General features: G+C 49.8%; 25 protein-coding genes. 12 read left to right on the top strand and 13 right to left on the bottom strand.

The annotated features are described in order from the left end of the window. Window positions 1-156 precede the first annotated feature (156 nt). Entirely contained in the window at window positions 157-468 is a 312-nt protein-coding gene (locus QUF14_RS02470; RefSeq protein WP_001353405.1) for a type II toxin-antitoxin system TacA family antitoxin, read from the top strand. Continuing rightward, window positions 452-994 carry a GNAT family N-acetyltransferase gene (locus QUF14_RS02465; protein ID WP_000227789.1) on the top strand — a complete coding sequence of 181 codons (543 nt, stop codon included), beginning with the start codon at window positions 452-454 and terminating at the stop codon, window positions 992-994. The genes QUF14_RS02470 and QUF14_RS02465 overlap by 17 nt, the downstream gene beginning before the upstream one ends. 55 nt (window positions 995-1,049) lie before the next feature. On the opposite strand, the gene QUF14_RS02460 is transcribed toward QUF14_RS02465, so the two are convergent. Next, window positions 1,050-1,985 (bottom strand): tetratricopeptide repeat protein, encoded by a 936-nt coding sequence (locus QUF14_RS02460; RefSeq protein WP_100733868.1) that lies wholly within the window; start codon window positions 1,983-1,985, stop codon window positions 1,050-1,052. A gap of 416 nt (window positions 1,986-2,401) precedes the next feature. Between QUF14_RS02460 and QUF14_RS02455 the strand changes: the two genes are divergently transcribed. Next, window positions 2,402-3,766, top strand: a complete 1,365-nt coding sequence (locus tag QUF14_RS02455) for an MFS transporter (RefSeq protein WP_001000980.1) — start codon at window positions 2,402-2,404, stop codon at window positions 3,764-3,766. Window positions 3,767-3,893: 127 nt separating this feature from the next. Here the strand turns inward: QUF14_RS02455 and yajQ are convergent, their stop codons facing one another. Continuing rightward, window positions 3,894-4,385, bottom strand: coding sequence for a nucleotide binding protein YajQ (gene yajQ / locus QUF14_RS02450; protein WP_001138904.1), 492 nt, complete (start codon window positions 4,383-4,385; stop codon window positions 3,894-3,896). Window positions 4,386-4,552: 167 nt separating this feature from the next. On the opposite strand from yajQ, the gene panE reads away from it, so the two are divergent. Both panE and yajL read left to right on the top strand, forming a co-directional pair. After that, on the top strand, window positions 4,553-5,464 hold the full coding sequence (gene panE / locus QUF14_RS02445) for a 2-dehydropantoate 2-reductase (RefSeq protein ID WP_000705835.1): 912 nt from the start codon (window positions 4,553-4,555) through the stop codon (window positions 5,462-5,464). Then, a complete protein-coding gene (gene yajL, locus QUF14_RS02440; RefSeq protein WP_001276328.1) occupies window positions 5,427-6,017 on the top strand; it encodes a protein deglycase YajL in 591 nt (196 codons plus the stop codon). The genes panE and yajL overlap by 38 nt, the downstream gene beginning before the upstream one ends. A gap of 53 nt (window positions 6,018-6,070) precedes the next feature. On the opposite strand, the gene thiI is transcribed toward yajL, so the two are convergent. Next, window positions 6,071-7,519: a tRNA uracil 4-sulfurtransferase ThiI gene (thiI, locus tag QUF14_RS02435; protein WP_000668697.1), complete on the bottom strand. Its 1,449-nt coding sequence runs from the start codon at window positions 7,517-7,519 to the stop codon at window positions 6,071-6,073. 205 nt (window positions 7,520-7,724) lie between these two features. Here thiI and xseB point away from each other — a divergent pair, with 205 nt between their 5' ends. From xseB to QUF14_RS02410, 5 genes are all read left to right on the top strand, one after another. Next, window positions 7,725-7,967 (top strand): exodeoxyribonuclease VII small subunit, encoded by a 243-nt coding sequence (gene xseB / locus QUF14_RS02430; RefSeq protein ID WP_001124940.1) that lies wholly within the window; start codon window positions 7,725-7,727, stop codon window positions 7,965-7,967. Beyond that, window positions 7,967-8,866, top strand: coding sequence for a (2E,6E)-farnesyl diphosphate synthase (ispA, locus tag QUF14_RS02425; protein WP_000347242.1), 900 nt, complete (start codon window positions 7,967-7,969; stop codon window positions 8,864-8,866). Before xseB ends, ispA begins: the two co-directional genes overlap by 1 nt. Window positions 8,867-8,890: 24 nt before the next feature. Next, a complete protein-coding gene (gene dxs / locus QUF14_RS02420; protein WP_000006813.1) occupies window positions 8,891-10,753 on the top strand; it encodes a 1-deoxy-D-xylulose-5-phosphate synthase in 1,863 nt (620 codons plus the stop codon). Between the two features lie 179 nt (window positions 10,754-10,932). Continuing rightward, window positions 10,933-11,907 carry a 1-deoxyxylulose-5-phosphate synthase YajO gene (yajO, locus tag QUF14_RS02415; protein WP_001199776.1) on the top strand — a complete coding sequence of 325 codons (975 nt, stop codon included), beginning with the start codon at window positions 10,933-10,935 and terminating at the stop codon, window positions 11,905-11,907. A gap of 230 nt (window positions 11,908-12,137) precedes the next feature. Then, window positions 12,138-13,661 carry a pentapeptide repeat-containing protein gene (locus QUF14_RS02410; protein WP_000978307.1) on the top strand — a complete coding sequence of 508 codons (1,524 nt, stop codon included), beginning with the start codon at window positions 12,138-12,140 and terminating at the stop codon, window positions 13,659-13,661. A 176-nt stretch (window positions 13,662-13,837) separates the two neighbouring features. Here QUF14_RS02410 and pgpA read toward each other — a convergent pair whose 3' ends face one another. From pgpA to nrdR, 6 genes are all read right to left on the bottom strand, one after another. After that, complete coding sequence (pgpA, locus tag QUF14_RS02405; protein WP_000154047.1) at window positions 13,838-14,353, bottom strand: phosphatidylglycerophosphatase A; 516 nt, start codon at window positions 14,351-14,353, stop codon at window positions 13,838-13,840. Then, complete coding sequence (thiL, locus tag QUF14_RS02400; protein WP_000742109.1) at window positions 14,331-15,308, bottom strand: thiamine-phosphate kinase; 978 nt, start codon at window positions 15,306-15,308, stop codon at window positions 14,331-14,333. Before thiL ends, pgpA begins: the two co-directional genes overlap by 23 nt. A gap of 77 nt (window positions 15,309-15,385) precedes the next feature. Beyond that, window positions 15,386-15,805, bottom strand: a complete 420-nt coding sequence (nusB, locus tag QUF14_RS02395) for a transcription antitermination factor NusB (protein ID WP_000801125.1) — start codon at window positions 15,803-15,805, stop codon at window positions 15,386-15,388. A gap of 19 nt (window positions 15,806-15,824) precedes the next feature. Beyond that, a complete protein-coding gene (ribH, locus tag QUF14_RS02390) occupies window positions 15,825-16,295 on the bottom strand; it encodes a 6,7-dimethyl-8-ribityllumazine synthase (RefSeq protein WP_001021161.1) in 471 nt (156 codons plus the stop codon). An 88-nt stretch (window positions 16,296-16,383) separates the two neighbouring features. Then, window positions 16,384-17,487 (bottom strand): bifunctional diaminohydroxyphosphoribosylaminopyrimidine deaminase/5-amino-6-(5-phosphoribosylamino)uracil reductase RibD, encoded by a 1,104-nt coding sequence (gene ribD / locus QUF14_RS02385; RefSeq protein ID WP_088541921.1) that lies wholly within the window; start codon window positions 17,485-17,487, stop codon window positions 16,384-16,386. 3 nt (window positions 17,488-17,490) lie between these two features. After that, the gene (gene nrdR / locus QUF14_RS02380) at window positions 17,491-17,940 is read right to left on the bottom strand and encodes a transcriptional regulator NrdR (protein WP_000543535.1); all 450 of its coding nucleotides are present in this window, start codon (window positions 17,938-17,940) and stop codon (window positions 17,491-17,493) included. Window positions 17,941-18,090: 150 nt separating this feature from the next. On the opposite strand from nrdR, the gene QUF14_RS02375 reads away from it, so the two are divergent. Continuing rightward, on the top strand, window positions 18,091-18,630 hold the full coding sequence (locus tag QUF14_RS02375) for a SadB/YajI family lipoprotein (RefSeq protein WP_001314529.1): 540 nt from the start codon (window positions 18,091-18,093) through the stop codon (window positions 18,628-18,630). A 297-nt stretch (window positions 18,631-18,927) separates the two neighbouring features. Continuing rightward, the gene (gene tsx, locus QUF14_RS02370; protein ID WP_001295328.1) at window positions 18,928-19,812 is read left to right on the top strand and encodes a nucleoside-specific channel-forming protein Tsx; all 885 of its coding nucleotides are present in this window, start codon (window positions 18,928-18,930) and stop codon (window positions 19,810-19,812) included. A 241-nt stretch (window positions 19,813-20,053) separates the two neighbouring features. Here tsx and QUF14_RS02365 read toward each other — a convergent pair whose 3' ends face one another. The 4 genes from QUF14_RS02365 to secD form a co-directional block, all read right to left on the bottom strand. Further along, complete coding sequence (locus QUF14_RS02365; RefSeq protein WP_000399629.1) at window positions 20,054-21,034, bottom strand: IS110-like element IS621 family transposase; 981 nt, start codon at window positions 21,032-21,034, stop codon at window positions 20,054-20,056. Between the two features lie 275 nt (window positions 21,035-21,309). Continuing rightward, the gene (yajD, locus tag QUF14_RS02360; protein ID WP_000974823.1) at window positions 21,310-21,657 is read right to left on the bottom strand and encodes an HNH nuclease YajD; all 348 of its coding nucleotides are present in this window, start codon (window positions 21,655-21,657) and stop codon (window positions 21,310-21,312) included. Between the two features lie 128 nt (window positions 21,658-21,785). Next, window positions 21,786-22,757, bottom strand: coding sequence for a protein translocase subunit SecF (secF, locus tag QUF14_RS02355; protein WP_000046638.1), 972 nt, complete (start codon window positions 22,755-22,757; stop codon window positions 21,786-21,788). Between the two features lie 10 nt (window positions 22,758-22,767). After that, window positions 22,768-24,615 carry a protein translocase subunit SecD gene (gene secD, locus QUF14_RS02350; protein WP_000934822.1) on the bottom strand — a complete coding sequence of 616 codons (1,848 nt, stop codon included), beginning with the start codon at window positions 24,613-24,615 and terminating at the stop codon, window positions 22,768-22,770. Window positions 24,616-24,627 lie beyond the last annotated feature (12 nt).

The following is a 24,627-nucleotide window of genomic DNA, read 5'->3' as shown; positions in this document are numbered from 1 at the left end:
GGCACCTTTTTTATTGTCTGAGAACAGAGATACGGCTAATAACCGTATCTCTTGACAGAGTGAGTATATGCACATAAATTAATCATACGGTTGATAGCCGTATTATGCATGAGATCGACTCCCTACGATTTCATTCAGTTAATCAAAGAGGTCATAATGCCTGGAAAAACAGTCGCTCTACCCGATATCGATAAAACGCTGAAAAATGCGCGGGTTGAACTCAAAACCAGTCCCGACGCCAAAAACAAACTTCGTGAAGCTGCGCAAGCCGTTGGGGTAGATTTAAGCGCTTTTATTTTGAGCGCAGCTATGGAACGCGCCGAAAGTGTGCTTGATAACCAACGTCGCCGTGAGCTTTCGAATCAAAGCTGGGAACTGATGAACCAACTCATCGCTGAACCTGCTCAACCGACGCTCGCCCTCAAGGCGTTAATGAAAAGGAAAAACAGCGATGGTCGACAAGCATGAAGAGATTACTCTGCCCATAGTCCTCTCCTGTAATTATCAGTCTGATATTACTTATCCTGGGCAAAAACAGTTTGATTGCGGTAACCCTGTTATCGATAAATTTGTACGCGCATCGCTAAAGAAAAGTGTGCGTAATAGCGACTGTGCTGCTAAAGCACTTATTGACAGACAAAGTGGTGAACTGATTGGCATCTGTACTTTTACGGCATATTCGCTGGAAAGACAACGCGTTTCTGGCGTCCTTCAGGGTTCACAACCTTCAGAGATTGGTGTTGTCAGATTAGTCATGTTAGGGGTAGCGCGGAAATATCAAAAGCGGGGCTTTGGTCAGGACCTACTATGTGATTTTTTTGAACATGTAAAAATAATTCACCGGGCATTACCAATTAAAGGGGTTTATCTTGATGCTGACCCTGCCGCCATTAACTTTTATACTCGTCTCGGCTTTGTTCAGCTTTCAGCGAGGCCCAATGTTTTCGGTGCTGTACCGATGTTTTTAGCGATTCAGCATATTCTCGCGGCTTAGATTATTATCGCCTCCGGCCATGGCAAGTTTTGCCTCAGCCGGGGACTGAGCAGCGTTACCACTTTTGTTCAATTGCCCCCGCTTTCATCAGGTCCACATCCTTGCCTTTAATGGTTGCCGTTGCGGCAACGATTGTGGTCCTTATTGCTGCACAAGATTTTCGTTCAAATTCCGGTTTATAAAGAATAAGCAACGAATTACTGGTAAATGAATCAAGCCGGTAATCTGTAAAGTTAATATCCAGTCGGTTTAAGCCGAAAGGTGCAAAGCCGACCGTTTGAATAGTTTCCTTACCTGACGGACTCTTGATGTTGTACGTAACACGAAGATTGGCCACTTCGCCTAATTTATTGGTTTTGGCAAAGAGGCTATCCATGCAGGAAAAACCTTTATCTAAAAAATTATCCCGCATTCCAGAACGGGTAATCGTGATCACAGGTAACGTATCGTCAACCGTTTTTCTGTCAATCATATCTTTTCGACAGGCGGCCATAAAGTCTTCCGGACCAGCATAAATGTGAACACCCTTATCAAGATATTCTTTCGCTTTACTACAATCCACCTCGACATACTGACCATTGGCGTACATCATGCCCAACCTGGACCATGCTAAATTCACACCGCGTTGCGTAGCCTGATTAAATAACGCATACGCTTTGGCGTAATCCACTCGCACCTGTTCACCTTCGTAGTAGATATCCCCCAGCGCTAACGGAGCTTCTTCATCACCTTGTTTAGCGGCTAACTCGAACCATTTAATGGCTTCCTGAACGTTGGGTTTGGTATCGTAGCGGGGCTGATAATATTCCCAGCCTAACAGGCTTTGCGCGTCGACATCCCCCGACTCAGCCATTTTATGCAGTGTCCTTATCACATCGGGGGCAGGCTTTTCACTGTATATGCTGTCATACAATTCATGCGCTTTCTCGCTTGCCAGTGAACCTTGTGAGGCAATTAATAAAATAGCCAATAAACTCTTTTCATTTAACATAAATAACCTTTATGCATCCATCACAATATTTTTCAATATACCTAACCACCATACATCCACTTCATGAATAAATACACAGCCATAACAACCCCAGGTAATAAGTAAACATTTAAGCTGAAGCAGAATAACCAGCACCTCCAACACCTCTATTTATTGCGATAAAATAACACCATCCTTTAATAAAAAATCACACGCTCATCAACAAATCCGAAAATAATATCATTCGTGGCAGGATAAAATCAGGTGAGCTTTTCATTTGTTATATTTAACACACAAAGTATTAATGGCAAGAATACGAGAGAAGCGCATGCCTGACGTAAAAATCACTCTCTTATGTAATATTTACTCATTAACACTCTGTTTACCCAACATGCGCTCCGCACTACACTATGTGGGCAATTTTTTAAGAGGTGGTAATGAACGATTATAAAATGACGCCAGGTGAGCGGCGCGCGACCTGGGGTTTAGGGACCGTATTTTCATTGCGCATGCTGGGCATGTTTATGGTACTGCCGGTTCTAACTACGTACGGTATGGCACTGCAAGGTGCCAGTGAAGCATTAATCGGTATTGCCATTGGTATTTATGGCCTGACTCAGGCCGTTTTTCAGATTCCGTTTGGCCTGCTCTCAGACCGTATTGGTCGCAAACCATTAATTGTCGGCGGGCTGGCGGTGTTTGCTGCCGGTAGTGTTATCGCTGCGCTTTCCGACTCAATCTGGGGAATTATTCTGGGCCGGGCGTTACAAGGTTCTGGAGCGATTGCCGCTGCCGTTATGGCGCTACTTTCTGATCTCACGCGCGAACAAAACCGCACCAAAGCGATGGCGTTTATCGGCGTGAGTTTTGGCATTACCTTCGCCATTGCGATGGTACTTGGCCCTATCATCACTCACAAACTTGGACTGCACGCGCTGTTCTGGATGATCGCTATTCTGGCAACGACCGGTATTGCGTTGACCATTTGGGTTGTGCCCAACAGCAGCACGCACGTACTTAATCGTGAGTCCGGAATGGTGAAAGGCAGTTTCAGCAAAGTGCTGGCAGAACCGCGACTGCTGAAACTCAACTTCGGCATTATGTGTCTGCACATGCTGCTGATGTCGACGTTTGTTGCCCTGCCCGGACAGTTGGCTGATGCGGGATTCCCGGCGGCTGAGCACTGGAAGGTCTATCTGGCGACGATGTTAATCGCCTTTGGCTCGGTTGTGCCTTTCATTATCTACGCGGAAGTTAAGCGCAAAATGAAGCAAGTCTTTGTCTTCTGCGTCGGGCTGATCGTCGTTGCGGAAATTGTGTTGTGGAACGCACAAACGCAGTTCTGGCAACTGGTGGTCGGCGTGCAGCTTTTCTTTGTGGCGTTTAATTTGATGGAAGCCCTCCTCCCCTCGCTTATCAGTAAAGAGTCGCCAGCCGGTTACAAAGGTACGGCGATGGGCGTTTACTCCACCAGCCAGTTTCTTGGCGTGGCCATTGGCGGTTCGCTGGGTGGCTGGATTGACGGCATGTTTGACGGTCAGGGCGTATTTCTCGCTGGCGCAATGCTGGCCGCAGTGTGGCTGGCAGTCGCCAGTACCATGAAAGAACCGCCGTATGTCAGCAGCTTGCGCATTGAAATCCCATCGGACATTGCCGCAAACGAGACGTTAAAAGTGCGTTTGATGGAAACTGCGGGTGTCAAAGAAGTGTTGATTGCAGAAGAAGAACATTCAGCTTATGTGAAAATCGACAGCAAAGTGACGAATCGCTTTGAGGTTGAACAGGCAATTCGTCAGGCATAAAAAACGAGGCGAATTGCCTGTTGCGCTACGCTTTTCAGGCCTACAAAGTTCCTGAGTGACAAATCTTTGTAGGCCGAATCAGACGTTCATGCCGCATCTGACATGAACAAAGCGCAGGTTGTCGCGATTAATCGCGGAAGTTTTTGAACTGGAACGGCTGACCCAGATCGCCACCACGTACCATCGCCATGACAGCCTGCAAATCATCACGAGATTTGCCCGTCACACGGATCTCATCGCCCTGAATTTGCGCCTGCACTTTCAGTTTGCTGTCTTTGATCATCTTGACGATTTTCTTCTGGGTCGCGCTTTCAATGCCCTGTTTCAGTTTCGCTTCCACAAACCAGGTTTTACCGCTATGAACGATATTTTCCGGTACATCCAGCGAACTGCCTTCAATGCCGCGCTTCAGCAGCTTGGCACGCAGAATATCCAGCAACTGATTGACCTGGAAGTCGGACTCGCTCAACACTTTGATGGTTTTGCTGGCGTCGTTCAGCTCAAATGAGGCTTCAACGTTACGGAAGTCAAAACGGGACTCCACTTCGCGGCTCGCGTTATCGACCGCGTTTCGTGCTTCCTGAAGATCAACTTCAGAGACAATATCGAAAGATGGCATCTTTTCCTCTCCCTTCATTTTTGATGCGAAGCATAATACCTGCAAAGTTAAATAACCGACAGTCCTGCACCAGGACGTATCCCTTAATTGTGCATAGTCGCAACAGCATGCACAATTAAGGGATAGCCTTATTGAACACCCGGAGTGGTTGCGGGTGAGGAGGAACAATGAAAATTACCGTATTGGGATGCGGTGCCTTAGGGCAATTATGGCTTACAGCACTTTGCAAACAGGGTCACGACGTTCAGGGCTGGCTGCGCGTACCGCAACCTTATTGTAGCGTGAATCTGGTTGAAACCGACGGTTCGATATTTAATGAGTCTCTGACCGCCAACGATCCCGATTTTCTCGCCACCAGCGATCTGCTCCTGGTGACGCTGAAAGCATGGCAGGTTTCCGATGCTGTCAAAAGCCTCGCGTCTACACTGCCTGTAACCACGCCAATACTGTTAATTCACAACGGCATGGGCACCATCGAAGAGTTGCAAAACATTCAGCAGCCGTTACTGATGGGCACCACCACTCATGCCGCCCGCCGAGACGGCAATGTCATTATTCATGTGGCAAATGGTATTACGCATATTGGCCCGGCACGGCAACAGGATGGCGATTACAGTTATCTGGCGGATATTTTGCAAACCGTATTACCTGATGTCGCATGGCATAACAATATCCGCGCCGAGCTGTGGCGTAAGCTGGCGGTCAACTGTGTGATTAATCCACTGACCGCTATCTGGAATTGCCCGAATGGTGAATTACGACATCATCCGCAAGACATTATGCAGATATGCGAAGAAGTCGCGGCGGTGATCGAACGCGAAGGGCATCATACTTCAGCGGAAGATTTGCGTGATTATGTTATGCAGGTGATTGATGCAACGGCGGAAAACATTTCGTCGATGTTGCAGGATATCCGCGCGCTGCGCCACACCGAAATCGACTATATCACTGGTTTTCTCTTACGCCGCGCTCGCGCGCATGGGATTGCCGTACCGGAAAACACCCGCCTGTTTGAAATGGTAAAAAGAAAGGAGAGTGAATATGAGCGCATCGGCACTGGTTTGCCTCGCCCCTGGTAGTGAAGAGACTGAAGCCGTCACCACTATCGATCTCTTGGTTCGCGGCGGTATCAACGTCACCACTGCCAGCGTCGCCAGCGATGGTAATCTTGCGATTACCTGCTCACGCGGCGTGAAGCTGCTGGCGGATGCGCCGCTGGTCGAAGTAGCTGATGGCGAATATGACGTGATCGTGCTGCCTGGTGGCATTAAAGGCGCGGAGTGTTTTCGTGATAGCACCCTGCTGGTTGAAACCGTTAAACAGTTCCACCGTTCCGGGCGTATCGTCGCGGCTATTTGCGCCGCGCCAGCCATCGTGCTGGTCCCGCACGATATCTTCCCGATTGGCAATATGACCGGCTTCCCGACGCTGAAAGACAAAATTCCCGCTGAACAATGGCAGGACAAGCGCGTCGTCTGGGATGCTCGGGTAAAATTGCTGACCAGTCAGGGGCCAGGTACCGCTATCGACTTTGGTCTGAAAATTATCGATCTGCTGGTTGGGCGTGAGAAGGCCCATGAGGTGGCATCACAACTGGTGATGGCGGCAGGGATTTATAATTATTACGAGTAGTGTCGGATGCGGCAAACGTCGCATCTGACCAGATGCGACGTAAAAACCACAAATTACGGACGATACACCTTCACATTGTTAAAGCCCTGCTCGCGTAGATAGAGCGCCTGCAGGCGGCTCATCACCCCGCGCTCACACCACAACAGCCAGGTTTTGTTCTGGTCGAGATCGCCAAATTTGGTGCTCAGTTTATAGAACGGCAGAGAAACCACGTCGATACCTTCAACTTTCAGCGGCTTATCTTCTTGTTCATCAACAGAACGGATATCGAGGATCACGTCGTTCGGGCCGAAGCCGTTGACGGTTTCCACTTCCACCACTTCCTGCTCGGTCTGCTGAGCGATTTCGCGGATATCAACGTTATTCGCTTCCTCAACCACTTTATCGAGAATGCTGAAGTCGAACTTCTCTTCTTCCGCTTCAATCTTCGACTTAACCGCTTTCACAGTTGGGCTTTTGGAGATCACGCCGCAGTATTCCGGCATGGTGCGGGCAAAATCTTCGGTGCCAATCTGGCGGGCCAGGTTGATGATGTGCTCTTTGTCGTAAGAGATCAGCGGACGCAGGATCAGCGTATCGGAGACGTTATCAATCAGGCGCAGGTTGGTTAGCGTCTGGCTGGACACCTGTCCCAGCGCTTCGCCGGTGACCAGCGCCTGTACGCCGTAACGTTCAGCCACTTTAGACGCGGCACGCACCATCATACGTTTGAGGATTACGCCCATCTGACCGTCGTCGACTTTCTCGAGAATTTCACCGACTACCGGCTCAAAGTTAATGGCGACAAAACGCACGCGGTGGGAGCTACCAAAACGGTTCCACAGATAATGCGCCACCTGACGAACACCAATTTCGTGTGCCGCGCCGCCGAGATTAAAGAAGCAGTAATGCACGCGGCAGCCGCGACGCATTAACATATAACTGGAAACACCGGAATCGAAGCCACCGGAAATGAGCGAAAGCACATCTTCCTGAGTGCCGATTGGGAATCCGCCAATACCTTCGTAACGACCTTTGATCAGCAGGAGACGATCGTCTTCAACTTCCAGATGGACAGTCACATCCGGATTGGTCAGCTTCACGCGCGCGGATTCAATATGCTGATTTAAACCGCCGCCGACGTAACGTTCCACATCAATCGAGCTAAACTCATGTTTACCACGGCGCTTCACGCGTACGCAGAAGGTTTTACCTTCCAGCTGATCGCGATACTGAACCAACGCTTTCTCAAAAATATCGTGCATGTCGGTAAACGGCACGTCTTCGACTTCGAGAATATGGTGGATACCCGGAATACGGGTCAGGGCGTCGCGAATAGCCAGACGCTGGTTTTCATCTTTTGCGCGAACTTCGATGTTATCCCAGTGGCGGACGACAGCGAGCGTCTCATCATAGTGCTTTAAAACGTTACGAATGTTCCCGGTAAGGATTTTTATAAAGCGCAAGCGCACAGATTGGCTTTTGATGGTGATTTCCGGGAACAATTTAATGATAAACTTCATGGCGGCAATGGTTCGTTGGCAAGTCTTAAGCGACTTGTATAGGGAAAAATACAGCAGCCCACACCTGCGGCTGCATCCAGGCGCGGAAGTATACCACTAACATCGCTTTGCTGCGCACATCACCTTACCATTGCGCGTTATTTGCTATTTGCCCTGAGTCCGTTACCATGACGGGGCGAAAAATATTGAGAGTCAGACATTCATTATGCCGAAGAAAAATGAGGCGCCCGCCAGCTTTGAAAAGGCGCTGAGCGAGCTGGAACAGATTGTAACCCGTCTGGAAAGTGGCGACCTGCCGCTGGAAGAGGCGCTGAACGAGTTCGAACGTGGCGTGCAGCTGGCACGTCAGGGGCAGGCCACATTACAACAAGCCGAACAGCGCGTACAAATTCTGCTGTCTGACAATGAAGACGCCTCTTTAACTCCTTTTACACCGGACAATGAGTAATGGACTTTCCGCAGCAACTCGAAGCCTGCGTTAAGCAGGCCAACCAGGCGCTGAGCCGTTTTATTGCCCCACTGCCCTTTCAGAACACTCCCGTGGTCGAAACCATGCAGTATGGCGCATTATTAGGTGGTAAGCGCCTGCGACCGTTCCTGGTTTATGCCACCGGCCATATGTTCGGCGTTAGCACAAACACGCTGGACGCACCCGCTGCCGCCGTGGAGTGTGTCCACGCGTATTCATTAATTCATGATGATTTACCGGCAATGGATGATGACGATCTGCGTCGCGGTTTGCCGACCTGCCATGTGAAGTTTGGCGAAGCAAACGCGATTCTCGCGGGCGACGCTTTACAAACGCTGGCGTTCTCGATTTTAAGTGATGCCGATATGCCGGAAGTGTCGGATCGCGACAGAATTTCGATGATTTCTGAACTGGCGAGCGCCAGCGGTATTGGCGGAATGTGCGGTGGTCAGGCATTAGATTTAGATGCGGAAGGCAAACACGTACCTCTGGACGCACTCGAGCGTATTCATCGCCATAAAACCGGCGCATTGATTCGCGCCGCCGTTCGTCTTGGTGCATTAAGCGCCGGAGATAAAGGACGTCGTGCTCTGCCAATTCTCGACAAGTACGCAGAGAGCATCGGCCTTGCCTTCCAGGTTCAGGATGACATCCTGGATGTGGTGGGAGATACTGCAACGTTGGGTAAACGCCAGGGTGCCGACCAGCAACTTGGTAAAAGTACCTACCCTGCACTTCTGGGTCTTGAGCAAGCCCGGAAGAAAGCCCAGGATCTGATCGACGATGCCCGCCAGTCGCTAAAACAACTGGCTGAACAGTCACTCGATACCTCGGCACTGGAAGCGCTAGCGGACTACATCATCCAGCGTAATAAATAAACAATAAGTATTAATAGGCCCCTGATGAGTTTTGATATTGCCAAATACCCGACCCTGGCACTGGTCGACTCCACCCAGGAGTTACGACTGTTGCCAAAAGAGAGTTTACCGAAACTCTGCGACGAACTGCGCCGCTATTTACTCGACAGCGTGAGCCGTTCCAGCGGGCACTTCGCCTCCGGGCTGGGCACGGTCGAGCTGACCGTAGCGCTGCACTACGTCTATAACACCCCGTTTGACCAACTGATTTGGGATGTGGGGCATCAGGCTTATCCGCATAAAATTTTGACCGGACGCCGCGACAAAATAGGCACCATCCGTCAAAAAGGCGGCCTGCACCCGTTCCCGTGGCGCGGCGAAAGTGAATATGACGTGTTAAGCGTCGGGCATTCATCAACCTCTATCAGTGCCGGAATTGGTATTGCGGTTGCTGCCGAGAAAGAAGGCAAAAATCGCCGCACCGTCTGTGTCATTGGCGATGGCGCGATTACCGCAGGCATGGCGTTTGAAGCGATGAACCACGCGGGCGATATCCGTCCCGATATGCTGGTGGTTCTCAACGATAATGAAATGTCGATTTCCGAAAATGTTGGCGCGCTCAACAACCATCTGGCGCAGCTGCTTTCCGGCAAGCTTTACTCTTCACTGCGCGAGGGCGGGAAAAAAGTATTCTCCGGCGTTCCGCCCATTAAAGAGCTGCTCAAACGTACTGAAGAACATATTAAAGGCATGGTAGTACCAGGCACGCTGTTTGAAGAGCTGGGCTTTAACTATATCGGCCCGGTTGACGGTCACGATGTGCTGGGGCTTATCACCACGCTTAAGAACATGCGCGACCTGAAAGGCCCGCAGTTCCTGCATATCATGACCAAAAAAGGTCGTGGTTACGAACCGGCAGAAAAAGATCCAATCACCTTCCACGCCGTGCCTAAATTTGACCCCTCCAGCGGTTGCCTGCCGAAAAGCAGCGGCGGCCTGCCGAGCTATTCAAAAATCTTTGGCGACTGGTTGTGCGAAACCGCAGCAAAAGACAACAAGCTGATGGCGATTACCCCGGCGATGCGTGAAGGCTCCGGCATGGTCGAGTTTTCACGTAAATTCCCGGATCGCTACTTCGACGTGGCAATCGCCGAGCAACACGCAGTGACCTTTGCTGCGGGTCTGGCGATTGGTGGCTACAAACCCATTGTCGCGATCTACTCCACTTTCCTGCAACGCGCCTATGATCAGGTGCTGCATGACGTGGCGATTCAAAAGCTCCCGGTTCTGTTCGCCATTGACCGTGCGGGTATTGTCGGTGCTGACGGTCAAACCCATCAGGGCGCTTTTGATCTCTCTTACCTACGCTGCATTCCGGAAATGGTCATTATGACCCCGAGCGATGAAAACGAATGTCGCCAGATGCTCTATACCGGCTATCACTATAACGATGGCCCATCAGCGGTGCGCTACCCTCGCGGCAACGCGGTAGGCGTAGAACTGACGCCGCTGGAAAAGCTCCCGATTGGCAAAGGCATTGTGAAGCGTCGTGGCGAGAAACTGGCGATCCTCAACTTTGGTACGCTGATGCCGGAAGCAGCGAAAGTCGCTGAGTCGCTGAACGCTACGCTGGTCGATATGCGTTTTGTGAAGCCGCTTGATGAAGCGTTAATTCTGGAAATGGCCGCCAGCCACGAGGCGCTGATCACCATTGAAGAAAACGCTATTATGGGCGGCGCAGGCAGCGGCGTGAACGAAGTGCTGATGGGCCATCGTAAACCAGTACCCGTGCTGAATATTGGCCTGCCGGACTTCTTTATTCCACAAGGAACGCAGGAAGAAATGCGCGCCGAACTCGGCCTCGATGCCGCCGGTATGGAAGCCAAAATCAAAGCCTGGCTGGCATAATCCCTACTCCACTCCTGCTATGCTTAAGAAATTATTCATAGACTCTAAATAATTCGAGTTGCAGGAAGGCGGCAAACGAGTGAAGCCCCAGGAGCTTACATAAGTAAGTGACTGGGGTGAACGAATGCAGCCGCAGCACATGCAACTTGAAGTATGACGAGTATGGCAGGAGTGGCAGCATGCAATACAACCCCTTAGGAAAAACCGACCTTCGCATTTCCCGACTTTGCCTCGGCTGTATGACCTTTGGTGAGCCGGATCGCGGTAATCACGCATGGACACTGCCCGAAGAGAGCAGCCGTCCCATCATTAAACGCGCGCTGGAAGGCGGCATAAATTTCTTTGATACCGCCAATAGTTATTCTGACGGCAGCAGCGAAGAGATCGTCGGTCGTGCACTGCGGGACTTTGCCCGTCGTGAAGACGTGGTCGTTGCAACTAAAGTGTTCCATCGCGTTGGTGATTTGCCGGAAGGATTATCCCGTGCGCAAATTTTGCGCTCTATTGACGACAGCTTGCGACGTCTCGGCATGGATTATGTCGATATCCTGCAAATTCATCGCTGGGATTACAACACGCCGATCGAAGAGACGCTGGAAGCCCTGAACGATGTGGTAAAAGCCGGGAAAGCGCGTTATATCGGCGCGTCATCCATGCACGCCTCGCAGTTTGCTCAGGCGCTGGAACTGCAAAAACAGCACGGCTGGGCGCAGTTTGTCAGTATGCAGGATCACTACAATCTGATTTATCGCGAAGAAGAGCGTGAAATGCTGCCGCTGTGTTATCAGGAAGGCGTAGCGGTGATTCCGTGGAGTCCGCTGGCGCGGGGACGTCTGACGCGTCCCTGGGGAGAAACCACCGCACGACTGGTTTCCGATGAAGTAGGAAAAAATCTCTACAATGAAAGCGACGAAAATGACGCGCAGATAGCAGAACGGTTAACTGGCGTCAGTGAAGAACTGGGGGCAACGCGAGCACAAGTCGCGCTGGCATGGTTGTTGAGCAAACCTGGCATTGCCGCGCCGATTATTGGTACTTCGCGGGAAGAACAACTTGATGAATTGCTGAACGCGGTGGATATCACCTTGAAGCCGGAACAGATTGCTGAACTGGAAACGCCGTATAAACCGCATCCGGTCGTAGGATTTAAGTAAATTTCGCTTTTCACCCATTTTATCTGCTGAATTCCCCATCGTCTGCGATGATGGGGACAACGTACCTCCCATCATCTTCTGTAACCATAATCCACCTCTGCAAGAGAAATTCTTGGTGAATGAGTTTGCAGCTATTCATCATCTTCATCCCTTTGAGCGATTTTTGATAGTTTCTCCAGGTAATATCCCCTAAAACTGTCTTATTTAGTCAATGTAAGAGGATTACAATCATGATGAAAACCATTTCCAGCCAACCTATCCGGTTTTCTGATGTACCGGTTGAAGATTTAATAAAATCAACGAAAAGAGATTACAATAAAAATTTTATTGAAAAACTATGGGACATAATTTGTGATTTTTTTCTATACACTGATAAACAAAAGGCATTTAAATCAATTAATAAATACATGAATACATTAAGTATTGGAAATGAACGTATAGAACCGGATCCCAACTTTAATATAGATGCAAACTCAGATTTAGACTCATATTTAAATCTGGATTTTAATCTCCTCTCGCCCAAACAGAAGCAGACCACGCTTTGTTGTTTCTGGAAGAAAATAGCCTCTACATTTCCAGAGCCATACAACACTACGTTCAAGCATGAGATTATATTTTCTGATAACCAAAATAGTTTGGTAGTCACTGGAACTATCTCTGTTATGAACGAGGTAGTAAATATATATTCTATCAAATTAGATAAGGATAATAATGGAGTTGTCGATTTCAGCGGCCTATATTTAGGACACAGTAATATTTCCAATATGAATATGGAAAACTGTATCTTCTCCAATGTCAACTTCGAACATACTTATTTTGATGACGTCAATTTTACAAAGGCGAATTGTACAAAAGCTAATTTTAACAGTTGTAGATTTATGAAATGCGATCTAACAAATATGAATTGCACTGGCGCAATTTTTGATAATGCGGTGATATATGGTAAAGAACCTGAGATGCAATATCCAGAAGGAGATCAAATAATACAAAGGATAACTTATCAAAAAACACATGGGAATGAAACGAAAGGGATGATTCTAACTAACTGCTCCTGTGTTAAAACCACTTTCAATTGGGCAGATTTATCAGAAAGTGATTGCCAAAAGGTGGACTTTAGCGAGGCTAATCTTTCAAACACTATTCTTCCTGACATCGTCAGGATGAAAGGCACGAAACTTTACCGTACCGACCTTTTTAACCCAATATTAAAAAAAGAAGCAGAATCAACAGAAGAAAAAGACATTAGCCCATTAGCAAAAATTATTCTTGACTATATTGAATCAGATAAAAACCCTGAGTCATTAAAATTTGATGAAAAATTAACAACCACTAAAATAACACAAGATATCGATAATTTTATTTTCTACAATCAGCATTTAAAAAACATATTCAATCGCGCAATGAATCGTGAAGGAAAAATAAGCAGGAAAAAGTATAATGAAATTTTTAAATATATAGAAGCACAAGCCAAACAAGATTTCACCGACCAGTATAAAATAACAAAAAATGATTATTTAAAGAAAATACCTTTAACTGCACAATTAATTGCAAAATACAAAATGGATGATCAATTAAATCAACTTTTGGTTACCCGTGAAATTCAAGATGAAATCAAATCAAAGATTCAAGACAAAATAGATGATCTTTCTAACAAATTATTCAACACTATTAATGAAACAATTAAGCATAATTTTGATGATACTTTTCGGCATCAGTCAGAGAATATGAGCAATTATTATGAGTTCGTCGACTGACGATATTTCAGTGTCATTGAATTATGAGTGACAAAGTTACACCTTGAAATATCGCCGCATAATATATTCGGTGATGTCGGATTTTACTTTAACAGAGTGCCCCAAAATTGGGGCTCTGTTCATTTATAAATCAAACCGGGTGGTCTGGAATCGACTACACCACCCGGTCAATGGCATCAAAGAATACCCAGCGGCCAATGATGACCGATAAAGTACAGGACGCCAGCGGAGATCACCCCGGCGACAATATCATCTATCATGATCCCCATGCCGCCATGCACATTGCGATCAAACCAGCGGATCGGCCACGGTTTCCACATATCCAGAATACGGAAAATCACAAACCCGGCGGCGACCCACTGCCAGTCATTGGTCGGCAGCGCCATGAGCGTGATCCACATACCAATAAATTCGTCCCAGACAATGCTGCCGTGATCGTGCACGCCCATATCTTTCGCCGTTTGATGACAAAGATAGACGCCGATACAGATCCCCAGCATGACTACCAGCGAATAGAGCTGCCAGGGCAAAAAGGTCATCAGATACCAGAACGGAATCGCCGCCAGCGATCCCATCGTGCCAGGAACGATTGGGCTTAATCCACTTCCGAATCCGACAGCAAGCAGATGCCACGGATTACTCATCTTCAGGCGACTTTTCGCGACATCTTTATGGCGTGGCAAAATGGTCATATCCTTTCCAGTCTAACGTGACAGGTTCGCCATCACGAATAAAACAAAGCCCTTCGATATCGGCGGTCATTTGCCCGATACAGGTAAACGGTACGCCCAGGTGTCCGAGAGCCACATCCAGCGCGCCACGGTTAAGCTCCGGCACCGTGAAACACAACTCGTAATCTTCACCGCCAGAGAGCGCCCAGCGCAGCGCCTGTTCCGGTTCAACATGGCGAGAAAGCGCATCAGAAAACGGCAGCAATGCCAGGTCAATACGTGCGCCGCAGTCGCTGGCTTTCACGATATGCCCGAGATCGGAAATCAGACCGTCTGAGAGATCGATGGCTGAATTTGCCAGATCGCGCAGCGCCTGCCCCTGTAAAATACGCGGCGACGGACGGAGATGACGTTTGATTAAGTAGTCCGCATCTTTAGCATCGGCAACCTGCAAACGATTTTGCAAAATCGCCAGCCCGGCGGCGCTATCGCCCGGTGTCCCGGTCACATAAATCCAGTCCCCCGGTTTCGCACCAGAACGCGTTAAGGCTCGCCCCATCGGGACAAAACCGTGGATACCCAACGTCATCGATAGCGGTCCACGTGTGGTATCGCCGCCAATGAGTTGCATATCGTAATAATTAAGTAGATCAAACAAACTGTCGCTGAAGGACTCAAGCCACGCTTCGTCGACGTCCGGTAAGGTTAATGCCAGCGTCAGCCAGGCCGGATCGGCGCCCATCGCGGCCAGATCGCTTAAATTCACTGCCAGAGCTTTATATGCCAGATCCGCAGGATCGATATCAGGGAGGAAATGGTTGCCCGCCACCAGCGTATCAGTGCTGATCGCCAGGGTCTGTTTCTCGGGGATATTGAGAAGTGCGCAATCGTCGCCAATGCCCAGTTCGACATCAAGACGAGAACTTCTTACACGGTCAAAATAACGGGCAATCAGGGAGAACTCGCCACATGCCATACGTTATGCCTCAGCAGGTAAAAAAGAAAAGGCCGGCGATCGCGGAACGGTCTTCCGTGAATCTACCGGCCTGGATATCACTTTTTGTTAGGGCGAATCACAGGTGCTGCTTTATCGAGTACGCCGTTGACGAACTTATGGCTGTCTTCTGCGCCGAACGATTTCGCCAGTTCGATCGCTTCGTTAATGGCCACTTTGTATGGCACATCGCTACGTTTAGACAGCTCGTACAGCGCAATGCGCAGTACTGCTTTTTCTACCTGGCCCAGTTCTTCCAGCAGACGGGACAGGTACGGCTTCATCAGTCCGTCGAGGTATGCGGTGTTAGTCGCCACCCCGGCCAGCAGCTCTCGGAAGTACAGGACGTCAACGTCTTTTACATCCTGTTCAGCCAGGAACTGGTATTCAACATCAGCGATGTCGTTCTGGGACAACTGCCAGGAGTAGAGCGCCTGGACGGCACACTCACGAGCGCGGCGACGAGCAGCAGGTTTCACGGATTTCCCCTTACTAATTTCAGGCCTTGATGGCTTTCAATACATTAATCATTTCAAGCGCGGTCAGTGCAGCTTCTGCACCTTTGTTGCCAGCTTTAGTGCCAGCACGTTCGATCGCTTGTTCAATGCTTTCAGTGGTCAGAACACCAAAAGCAACCGGAATTTCGCTGTCCTGGGCAACATGCGCCAGGCCGTTGCTTGCACCACCAGCGACATATTCAAAGTGGGCAGTGCCACCACGAATAACCGTACCCAGCGCAATCACCGCGTCATATTTACCGGTTTTAGCCAGTGCACCCGCCGCCAGCGGCAGCTCATAGGCACCAGGCACCCAAACAACGGTAATGTTTTCATCTTTTACCTGACCGATACGTTTCAGTGCGTCAATTGCACCTTCCAGCAGGCTGTCATTGATAAAGTTGTTGAAACGCGCAATGGTGATGGCGACGCGAGCGTCCGGGGTAGCAACGTTAGCTTCAATAATGTTCATTTTCTTCCTTCGGGTTCGAGTATGGCCCCGCAGGGGGGCGGATTTTAGCATAATATTTCGTGCGCTGCTTCCCTTTCGAGCCGGGAGATCATGCACCCACTAAATGCAGGCAAACATCCGGGCCTACATGACGTATCTCTTTGAATTTAAATTGGGGGACGTCGGCTAATTTCTCAAGCCCCGGCAACGTACATAATCCGCGGGCGTCACTGCCTAATAGTTTAGGTGCGATATAGACAATCAGCTCATCGACTAAGCCCGCCTGTAGCAATGCGCCAGCGAGCGTTGGCCCAGCTTCCACCCAGATGCTATTAATCTGCTGTTTACCCAGTTGCATCATCAATACAACCAGATCCAGATGACCTTTATGCTCTGGAATCAGCAAGGTTCGCACCGTTTCCGGCCACTCGCGAGAATCTTCCTGCGTACGCGCGAACCAGGTTTCGCCAGACTGCTGCACAATACGGTGTTCCGGCGTCACGCGATTTTGGCTATCAATCACAATACGTACTGGCTGGCGGAGATTTTGTTGCGGATAGAGCGCCTGAGTTTGTTCATCCAGTTCAGACCAACGCACCGTTAAGGCTGGATCGTCCGCCATGACTGTTGCGCTGCTGGTTAAAATGGCATGACTTTGCGCACGCAGACGTTGTACATCGCGTCGCGCCTGAGGAGACGTGATCCACTGGCTCTCACCGCTCGCCATCGCTGTGCGGCCATCTAGCGACGCGCCAAGTTTTAACTGGATATAAGGAAAGCCGGTGCGCATGCGCTTGAGAAAGCCTTTATTCAATTGCTCGGCTTCACTCATCATCAGGCCGTGGCTGACGTCAATGCCAGCCTGTTGCAAACGATAAAGTCCACGCCCAGCGACCTGCGGGTTAGGATCCTGCATCGCGGCAACCACGCGCGTGACCCCCGCAGCAATCAACGCATCGCAACATGGCGGCGTACGACCATGATGACTACAAGGTTCGAGTGTGACATACGCCGTGGCACCTTTGGCTTTTTCGCCAGCCATGCGCAACGCGTGTACCTCGGCATGCGGTTCACCCGCTCGCTGATGGTAACCTTCACCGACGATTTCGCCATCTTTTACAATGACGCACCCGACATTCGGGTTGGGATGAGTGGTAAAACGTCCTCGTTGCGCCAGCTTTAGCGCCCGCGCCATGTAATACTCGTCCTGCACGGCTTAGTCCTCCAGGCGCGCGATCTCTTCGCCAAATTCTTTGATATCTTCGAAACTGCGATAGACAGAGGCAAAACGGATATAGGCGACTTTATCGAGCTTTTTCAATTGCTCCATCACCAGATTGCCAATCATCTTGCTCGGCACTTCACGCTCACCGGTGGCGCGCAGCTGCGATTTAATATGATTGATTGCCATTTCGACGTCATCGGAACTCACCGGACGTTTTTCCAGCGCCCGCAGCATTCCGCTACGTAATTTCTCTTCATTAAACGGTTCACGCACGTCATTGCTTTTTACAACACGTGGCATAACCAGCTCCGCCACTTCAAAGGTGGTGAAACGTTCATTACACACCAGACACTGCCGACGGCGGCGTACGGATGAGCCCTCGCCTACGAGACGAGAGTCAATTACCTTAGTGTCCACGGCGAAACAGAATGGGCAATGCATACGGCGTCCTGACCAGGTGGTTAACAGAAATCTATTTTACCCTGAACTGACGATACAACAAAGGCGCAACGCTTTTGAGATAAAGGATCGATGCTTTCGCTGCTTTTACCCTCTACCATTAGGCAAATTGCGACGAGAAAGGGACGACCTATGAATACAAACGTTTTTCGACTGCTCCTGCTGGGAAGCCTGTTCAGCCTTAGCGCCTGTGTGCAGCAAAGCGAAGTGCGGCAGATGAAACACAGCGTCAGCACACTGAACCAGGAGATGACGCAACTCAATAAAGAAACGGTCAAAATCACTCAGCAAAACAGGCTGAATGCAAAATCCAGCAGTGGGGTTTACCTTCTGCCTGGAGCGAAAACACCAGCAAGACTGGAAAGCCAGATCGGTACTTTACGTATGTCGCTGGTGAATATTACGCCTGATACAGATGGCACCACCCTGACGCTACGTATTCAGGGCGAGTCGAATGATCCCTTGCCCGCATTCAGCGGAACTGTTGAATATGGGCAAATTCAGGGAACAATAGACAACTTTCAGGAAATCAATGTGCAGAATCAATTGATTAACGCCCCTGCCAGCGTCCTCGCCCCCAGCGATGTTGATATTCCGTTACAGTTAAAGGGTATTTCTGTGGATCAGTTAGGCTTTGTACGTATCCACGACATTCAACCTGTTATGCAGTAAACGTATCGCGGGGCGTTTTGTGCGTCCCGCAACATCTTTCCCCGTCATTTTGTTACTCTGCTTACATCACCCAGATTGATAGTAAAAGTTTGCAACAAGGGTGAAAGTCAGTACAATCCCCGCCCGAATGTGTGTAAACGTGAACGCAATCGATTACGTAAATGATAGAACTGTGAAACGAAACATATTTTTGTGAGCAATGATTTTTATAATAGGCTCCTCTGTATACGAAATATTTAGAAACGCAATTTGCGCCTTTTTCACTCCCGCAAGGGATTTTCAAACAGTGGCATACATATGAAAAAAACATTACTGGCAGCCGGTGCGGTACTGGCGCTCTCTTCGTCTTTTACTGTCAACGCAGCTGAAAACGACAAACCGCAGTATCTTTCCGACTGGTGGCACCAGAGCGTTAACGTTGTCGGAAGCTATCACACCCGTTTCGGACCGCAGATCCGCAACGATACCTACCTTGAGTACGAAGCATTCGCTAAAAAAGACTGGTTCGACTTCTATGGGTATGCGGATGCGCCGGTATTCTTCGGCGGTAACTCCGATGCAAAAGGTATCTGGAACCACGGTTCCCCGCTGTTTATGGAAATCGAACCACGTTTCTCCATCGACAAGCTGACCAATACTGACCTTAGCTTTGGTCCGTTCAAAGAGTGGTACTTCGCGAACAACTACATTTACGACATGGGTCGTAATAAAGATGGTCGCCAGAGCACCTGGTACATGGGTCTGGGTACCGATATCGATACTGGCCTGCCGATGAGCCTGTCCATGAACGTCTATGCAAAATACCAGTGGCAGAACTATGGCGCAGCGAATGAAAACGAGTGGGACGGTTACCGTTTCAAAATTAAATACTTTGTGCCGATTACCGATCTGTGGGGTGGTCAGCTGAGCTACATCGGCTTCACCAACTTCGACTGGGGTTCCGATTTAGGGGATGACAGCGGTAACGCAATCAACGGTATTAAGACCCGTACCAATAACTCCATCGCTTCCAGCCATATTCTGGCTCTGAACTACGATCACTGGCACTACTCTGTCGTAGCTCGTTACTGGCACGACGGTGGTCAGTGGAACGACGATGCAGAACTGAACTTCGGCAACGGCAACTTCAACGTTCGCTCTACCGGCTGGGGTGGTTACCTGGTAGTAGGTTACAACTTCTGATGAATGAAATGCCGGATCTTGTATCCGGCATTTCAGATTGTTAACAACGTGCGCTTTGTTCATGCCGGATGCGGCGTAAACGCCTTATTCAGCCTACAAAATCGTGCGAACTCAATACATTGCTCGATCCGCGTAGATACTGTTATGGCCTGCAAGTTTTTTTCTACCCCGGTTTCCCAGATTGCAGGCATGCCAGACACAGCGCCGTCAGGCGCTGTTTTTTTCATCCCTTCCGCGATTTTTACGCAGCTACCGGATTATGCCGTGACGCATCGAACGGGACCCCTGACTTCAGCACGCCATACGCCACCTGTGCCAGCTTGCGCATCATCGCGCCGAGAATCACCTTTCCTTTCTTGCCATTAGCCGCCAGACGGTCGCGGAACGCCCGTCCCCACTCAGTCTTACTGGTGGCTACCATTGCAGGCATATACAACGCCCTGCGAAGCGACACATGTCCGGCTTTACTCAACCGGCTTGCCCCTCTCACACTACTGCCTGATTCATAACGCCGTGGTGTCAGACCCGCAAAAGCGGCGAACTGTCTGGCATGGGCGAAGCGGTCCTTCAGACCGATATAAGCCAGTAATACCGCAGATGTTTTCTCTCCGATACCCGGGATACTTTCCAGCAGTTTCCTGCGGTGTTTCATATCCGGATCATCGTCTGTCAGGTCTTTTATCTGCTTCTCAAGACGCTTCAGCTCTGCTTCAAGCCACAGAAGGTGAGCATCAATGCTCGGTCTCTGGACTTCCCGCGCCGTTTCAGTGCGGTTCAGTTCCTGCGTGTGCATATCTGTCAGCGCCTGGTGGCGTACTACCAGGGCACGCAACGCGCGTTCAAGCGGGTGAGGCGCTTCCCAGGCTGCAGGGCGCTTCTGACGACAGAACTCTGCCAGCATGCGCGCATCCACGGTATCAGTCTTGTTACGCAGTCCTTCACTCTGAGCGAAAGCTTTACCCAACGCAGGATTAATGACTGACACTATGTAGCCTGCATCGTAAAGGCACTCTGCGACAGGTTCCATATAGGTGCCGGTCGCTTCGATGCAGATATGCGCATGGTCAATCTTGTGACCTTTCAGCCAGCTCACCAGCTCATCGTGCCCTTTAGTGGTGTTAGCGAATTTTTTGGTGCGATGACGACCATCAGGACGCAACACATCGACATCCAGTTTCTCTTTAGCGGTGTCGATACCGATATAATGAAGTTCATGTTCCATAGTGAAACCAACCTTGCAAATACGGATTACCGGGAAAACCGGTCCATGATACTGTCCGGTTTATCACTTTGGGAGAAAGGCAGTCCGCTGCATAAATCTACGCAACAGGTTGAAAACCTAAGGCCCGATACGGCATGCGGACTGCAGGCAGAGAAAACTGGCCGATTTTCTCTGCACAGGAGGGATAATACAAGGCCTGATAAGCGTAGCGCATCAGGCAATTTTGCGTTTGTCATAAAGCTCAAATAACGGATTTTGTATCCGTCATTTTTTTATCACTTCTTCTTATTCATCATCGCTTTTAAATCAGCGAATGGGTTGTACTTCGCTTCACCGACATCTTTCTGCGCATCTTCCCCTGCGATAACGGTCGTACCATACTGATCCGCTTCGGTATATTTCGAATGCTCATGATCATGGCAATAGAGACACAACAATTCCCAGTTACTGCCATCTTCCGGGTTATTGGTATGGTCGTGATCAATGTGGTGAACAGTAAGTTCACGCAGGTTGGAATAGACAAACTCGCGGGAACAGCGACCGCAGACCCACGGATAGAGTTTTAACGCTTTTTCGCGATAGCCGCTTTCTAACCGCGCATAATTTTTTGGGATGATAGCCATGAGAAGTTACCTGGATGAAATGTAGGGTTAGCCGCAGTTTCCCAAGATGCGAAGGTTTTCGCAATCACCTTACATCAAAAAAAATCCCGATCTTCTGACCGGGATTTTCAACATCAGCTGAAACTGGATTAAGGCAGAATTGACGGCTGATCCGCCCCTTCTTTCTCCACTTTCTGCTGTAACATGTGTTCGCGCTTCATACCCAATTTCAGGGCCAGCGCCGATGCTACGTAGATAGAAGATGCAGTACCGATAGTCACACCAATCAGCATAGTCAGCGAGAAGCCTTCCAGCACCGGACCACCGAAGAGGTACAGCATCAGGATAACCATCAAGGTAGTACCGGATGTGATCAAGGTACGGTGCAGCGTCTGGGTCAAGGACACGTTAAAGATTTCGTAAGGTGTACCGCGACGGATCTTGCGGAAGTTTTCACGAATACGGTCCGAAACCACGATACTGTCGTTAAGCGAGTAACCGATGACCGACATCAGTGATGCCACAATGGTCAGGTCAATCTCGATGTGGAATAACGACAAAATACCCAACGTAATGATCACGTCGTGCGCCAGCGCAATAACGACCCCTGCAGCCAGTCGCCACTCAAAGCGGAAACCTACATACACGAGGATAGACAGCAGCGCTGCCATCAGCGCCATCGCACCGGTTTGCGCAAGGTCTGCCCCCACGCTCGGACCGACGAACTCAATACGCTTCACTGCCGCATTCTGATTGGTGGATTCGTTAATCACCTTCAGAACCTGGCTGCCCAGCACTTGACCGCCGGTTTCGCCTTCAGCAGGCGGCATACGGACCATGATGTCGTGGCTGCTACCAAAGTTTTGCAGCATCGGCTCTTCAAAGCCCGCTTTCTGCAATGCATCACGCATCACATCGATTTCAGCCGGTTTTTCGAGCGTAATTTCGATAACCGTACCACCGGTGAAATCCAGCCCCCAGTTAAAGCCGCGCACGCCCATAATAACGATAGCGGCGATTAACAGCAGACCAGAGATGCCGAAAGCCCAGTAGTCCCAGCGCATAAAGTCATAGACTTTACGGCCGTGGTTTAGTTGTTCAACAGTATATTCCTGTGCCACATCGCACTCCTCAGATTGACAGCTTCTTGACGCGCTTGCCGCCATATAGCAGGTTTACGATGGCACGCGTACCGACAATCGCGGTAAACATCGACGTCGCCACACCGATACCGGTAGTAATCGCGAACCCTTTAATTGCCCCGGTACCCACTGCGTACAGGATGATGACTTTAATCAGCGTGGTGATGTTCGCATCGAAAATGGAACTGAATGCGCCACGATAACCTTCATCTATTGCCTGCTGAACAGTACGCCCGTTGCTCAACTCTTCTTTAATACGTTCGTTGATCAGTACGTTCGCATCGACCGCCACCGCAAGGGTTAAGACAATACCCGCGATACCCGGCATACTCAGCGTTGCACCTGGCAACAGCGACATAATGCCGACAATCAAGATCAAGTTCGCAATCAGAGCACTGGTCGCAATCAGACCAAATTTCTTATAGAAGATGATCATAAACAGAATAGAAACCAGCAGACCGGCAAGGCAAGCCTCCAGCCCCTGTTCAATGTTCTGCATACCCAGGGTTGGGCCAATGGTACGTTCTTCAACAATCTGAATTGGCGCGATCAACGCACCGGCACGCAGCAACAGCGAAAGCTGGCGCGCTTCGTTCGGGTTATTGATACCGGTGATACGGAAACTGTTACCCAGACGAGACTGAATATTAGCGATGTTAATCACCTCTTCCTGTTTCACCAGAACCGCACGACCGTTTGCATCTTTCTTACCGCTGTCTTTGTACTCCACAAATAGGGTCGCCATCGGTTTGCCGATGTTGTCCTTGGTGAAGTTAGACATGATGTTACCACCAGCGCTATCGAGCGAGATGTTAACCTGCGGTTGGTTGTATTCGTCCTGGCTGGAAGTGGAATCAGTGATGTGGTCACCGGTCAGAATTACGCGTTTGTACAGCACAACAGGCTGACCTTCGCGGGTCTGTTTCACTTCAGAGTCGCCCGGTACGCGTCCAGACGCAGCAGCGGCCTGGTCAACGTTGGTATTTACCAGACGGAATTCCAGCGTTGCCGTTGCACCCAGAATCTCTTTCGCTCGTGCGGTGTCCTGGATACCAGGCAGCTCAACAACGATACGGTCAGCACCCTGACGCTGAACCACCGGCTCCGCCACGCCAAGCTGGTTTACACGGTTACGCAGGATGTTGATGTTCTGTTGCACCGCGTATTCACGCGCTTCACTCAGACGCGCATCGCTCATTACCGCACGCAGCTGATTGCTGCCCTGGCTGCTAATCACCAGATCCGGATGACGCTTGCTCAGATACGCAATGGCTTCATCACGAGCTTTAGCATCGCGGAAAGTGATGCTCAGGCCGTAGTTGTTTTCTTTACGAACGGTGGTATACGGGATGCCCTTTTCGCGCAGGTCACTGCGCAAGCTATCGATATTTTGTTCCTGAAGTTTGCCAAGCGCGGTGTCCATATCCACTTCCATCAAGAAGTGAACGCCGCCACGCAGGTCAAGACCGAGCTTCATCGGCTCAGCATGAATAGCTGCCAGCCAGCGCGGCGTTGCCGGGGCAAGGTTAAGCGCCACGACGTATTTGTCACCCATAACGCCCATTAATGCTTCACGAGCGCGCAGTTGGGTGTCAGTGGAGTCGAAGCGCGCAAGAATAGCGCCCTCTTCCAGTGCCACAGACTTAGCAGTTATTTTTTCTTCTTGTAACGTTTTCTGGACCTGGATCAGCGTTTGCTCACTGGCGGCGACTCCGCGCGCGCCAGTGATCTGAACAGCCGGATCCTCACCAAACAGGTTGGGAAGTGCATACAGCAGACCGATGACAATCACCACGATCAGCATGACGTACTTCCACAAAGGATAACGGTTTAACACGGCAATTCCCTT

This window comes from Escherichia sp. HH091_1A (assembly GCF_030295175.1).
Lineage (GTDB): Bacteria > Pseudomonadota > Gammaproteobacteria > Enterobacterales > Enterobacteriaceae > Escherichia > Escherichia coli_F.
This window is presented reverse-complemented; position numbering and strand designations above follow the sequence as displayed.

Excerpts from the sequence above, each read along its gene's own strand:
- QUF14_RS02470 (WP_001353405.1), top strand. The coding sequence starts at position 157 with ATGCCTGGAAAAACAGTCGCTCTACCCGATATCGATAAAACGCTGAAA.
- QUF14_RS02465 (WP_000227789.1), top strand. The coding sequence starts at position 452 with ATGGTCGACAAGCATGAAGAGATTACTCTGCCCATAGTCCTCTCCTGT.
- QUF14_RS02460 (WP_100733868.1), bottom strand. The coding sequence starts at position 1,985 with ATGTTAAATGAAAAGAGTTTATTGGCTATTTTATTAATTGCCTCACAA.
- QUF14_RS02455 (WP_001000980.1), top strand. The coding sequence starts at position 2,402 with ATGAACGATTATAAAATGACGCCAGGTGAGCGGCGCGCGACCTGGGGT.
- yajQ (WP_001138904.1), bottom strand. The coding sequence starts at position 4,385 with ATGCCATCTTTCGATATTGTCTCTGAAGTTGATCTTCAGGAAGCACGA.
- panE (WP_000705835.1), top strand. The coding sequence starts at position 4,553 with ATGAAAATTACCGTATTGGGATGCGGTGCCTTAGGGCAATTATGGCTT.
- yajL (WP_001276328.1), top strand. The coding sequence starts at position 5,427 with ATGAGCGCATCGGCACTGGTTTGCCTCGCCCCTGGTAGTGAAGAGACT.
- thiI (WP_000668697.1), bottom strand. The coding sequence starts at position 7,519 with ATGAAGTTTATCATTAAATTGTTCCCGGAAATCACCATCAAAAGCCAA.
- xseB (WP_001124940.1), top strand. The coding sequence starts at position 7,725 with ATGCCGAAGAAAAATGAGGCGCCCGCCAGCTTTGAAAAGGCGCTGAGC.
- ispA (WP_000347242.1), top strand. The coding sequence starts at position 7,967 with ATGGACTTTCCGCAGCAACTCGAAGCCTGCGTTAAGCAGGCCAACCAG.
- dxs (WP_000006813.1), top strand. The coding sequence starts at position 8,891 with ATGAGTTTTGATATTGCCAAATACCCGACCCTGGCACTGGTCGACTCC.
- yajO (WP_001199776.1), top strand. The coding sequence starts at position 10,933 with ATGCAATACAACCCCTTAGGAAAAACCGACCTTCGCATTTCCCGACTT.
- QUF14_RS02410 (WP_000978307.1), top strand. The coding sequence starts at position 12,138 with ATGATGAAAACCATTTCCAGCCAACCTATCCGGTTTTCTGATGTACCG.
- pgpA (WP_000154047.1), bottom strand. The coding sequence starts at position 14,353 with ATGACCATTTTGCCACGCCATAAAGATGTCGCGAAAAGTCGCCTGAAG.
- thiL (WP_000742109.1), bottom strand. The coding sequence starts at position 15,308 with ATGGCATGTGGCGAGTTCTCCCTGATTGCCCGTTATTTTGACCGTGTA.
- ribH (WP_001021161.1), bottom strand. The coding sequence starts at position 16,295 with ATGAACATTATTGAAGCTAACGTTGCTACCCCGGACGCTCGCGTCGCC.
- nrdR (WP_000543535.1), bottom strand. The coding sequence starts at position 17,940 with ATGCATTGCCCATTCTGTTTCGCCGTGGACACTAAGGTAATTGACTCT.
- QUF14_RS02375 (WP_001314529.1), top strand. The coding sequence starts at position 18,091 with ATGAATACAAACGTTTTTCGACTGCTCCTGCTGGGAAGCCTGTTCAGC.
- tsx (WP_001295328.1), top strand. The coding sequence starts at position 18,928 with ATGAAAAAAACATTACTGGCAGCCGGTGCGGTACTGGCGCTCTCTTCG.
- QUF14_RS02365 (WP_000399629.1), bottom strand. The coding sequence starts at position 21,034 with ATGGAACATGAACTTCATTATATCGGTATCGACACCGCTAAAGAGAAA.
- yajD (WP_000974823.1), bottom strand. The coding sequence starts at position 21,657 with ATGGCTATCATCCCAAAAAATTATGCGCGGTTAGAAAGCGGCTATCGC.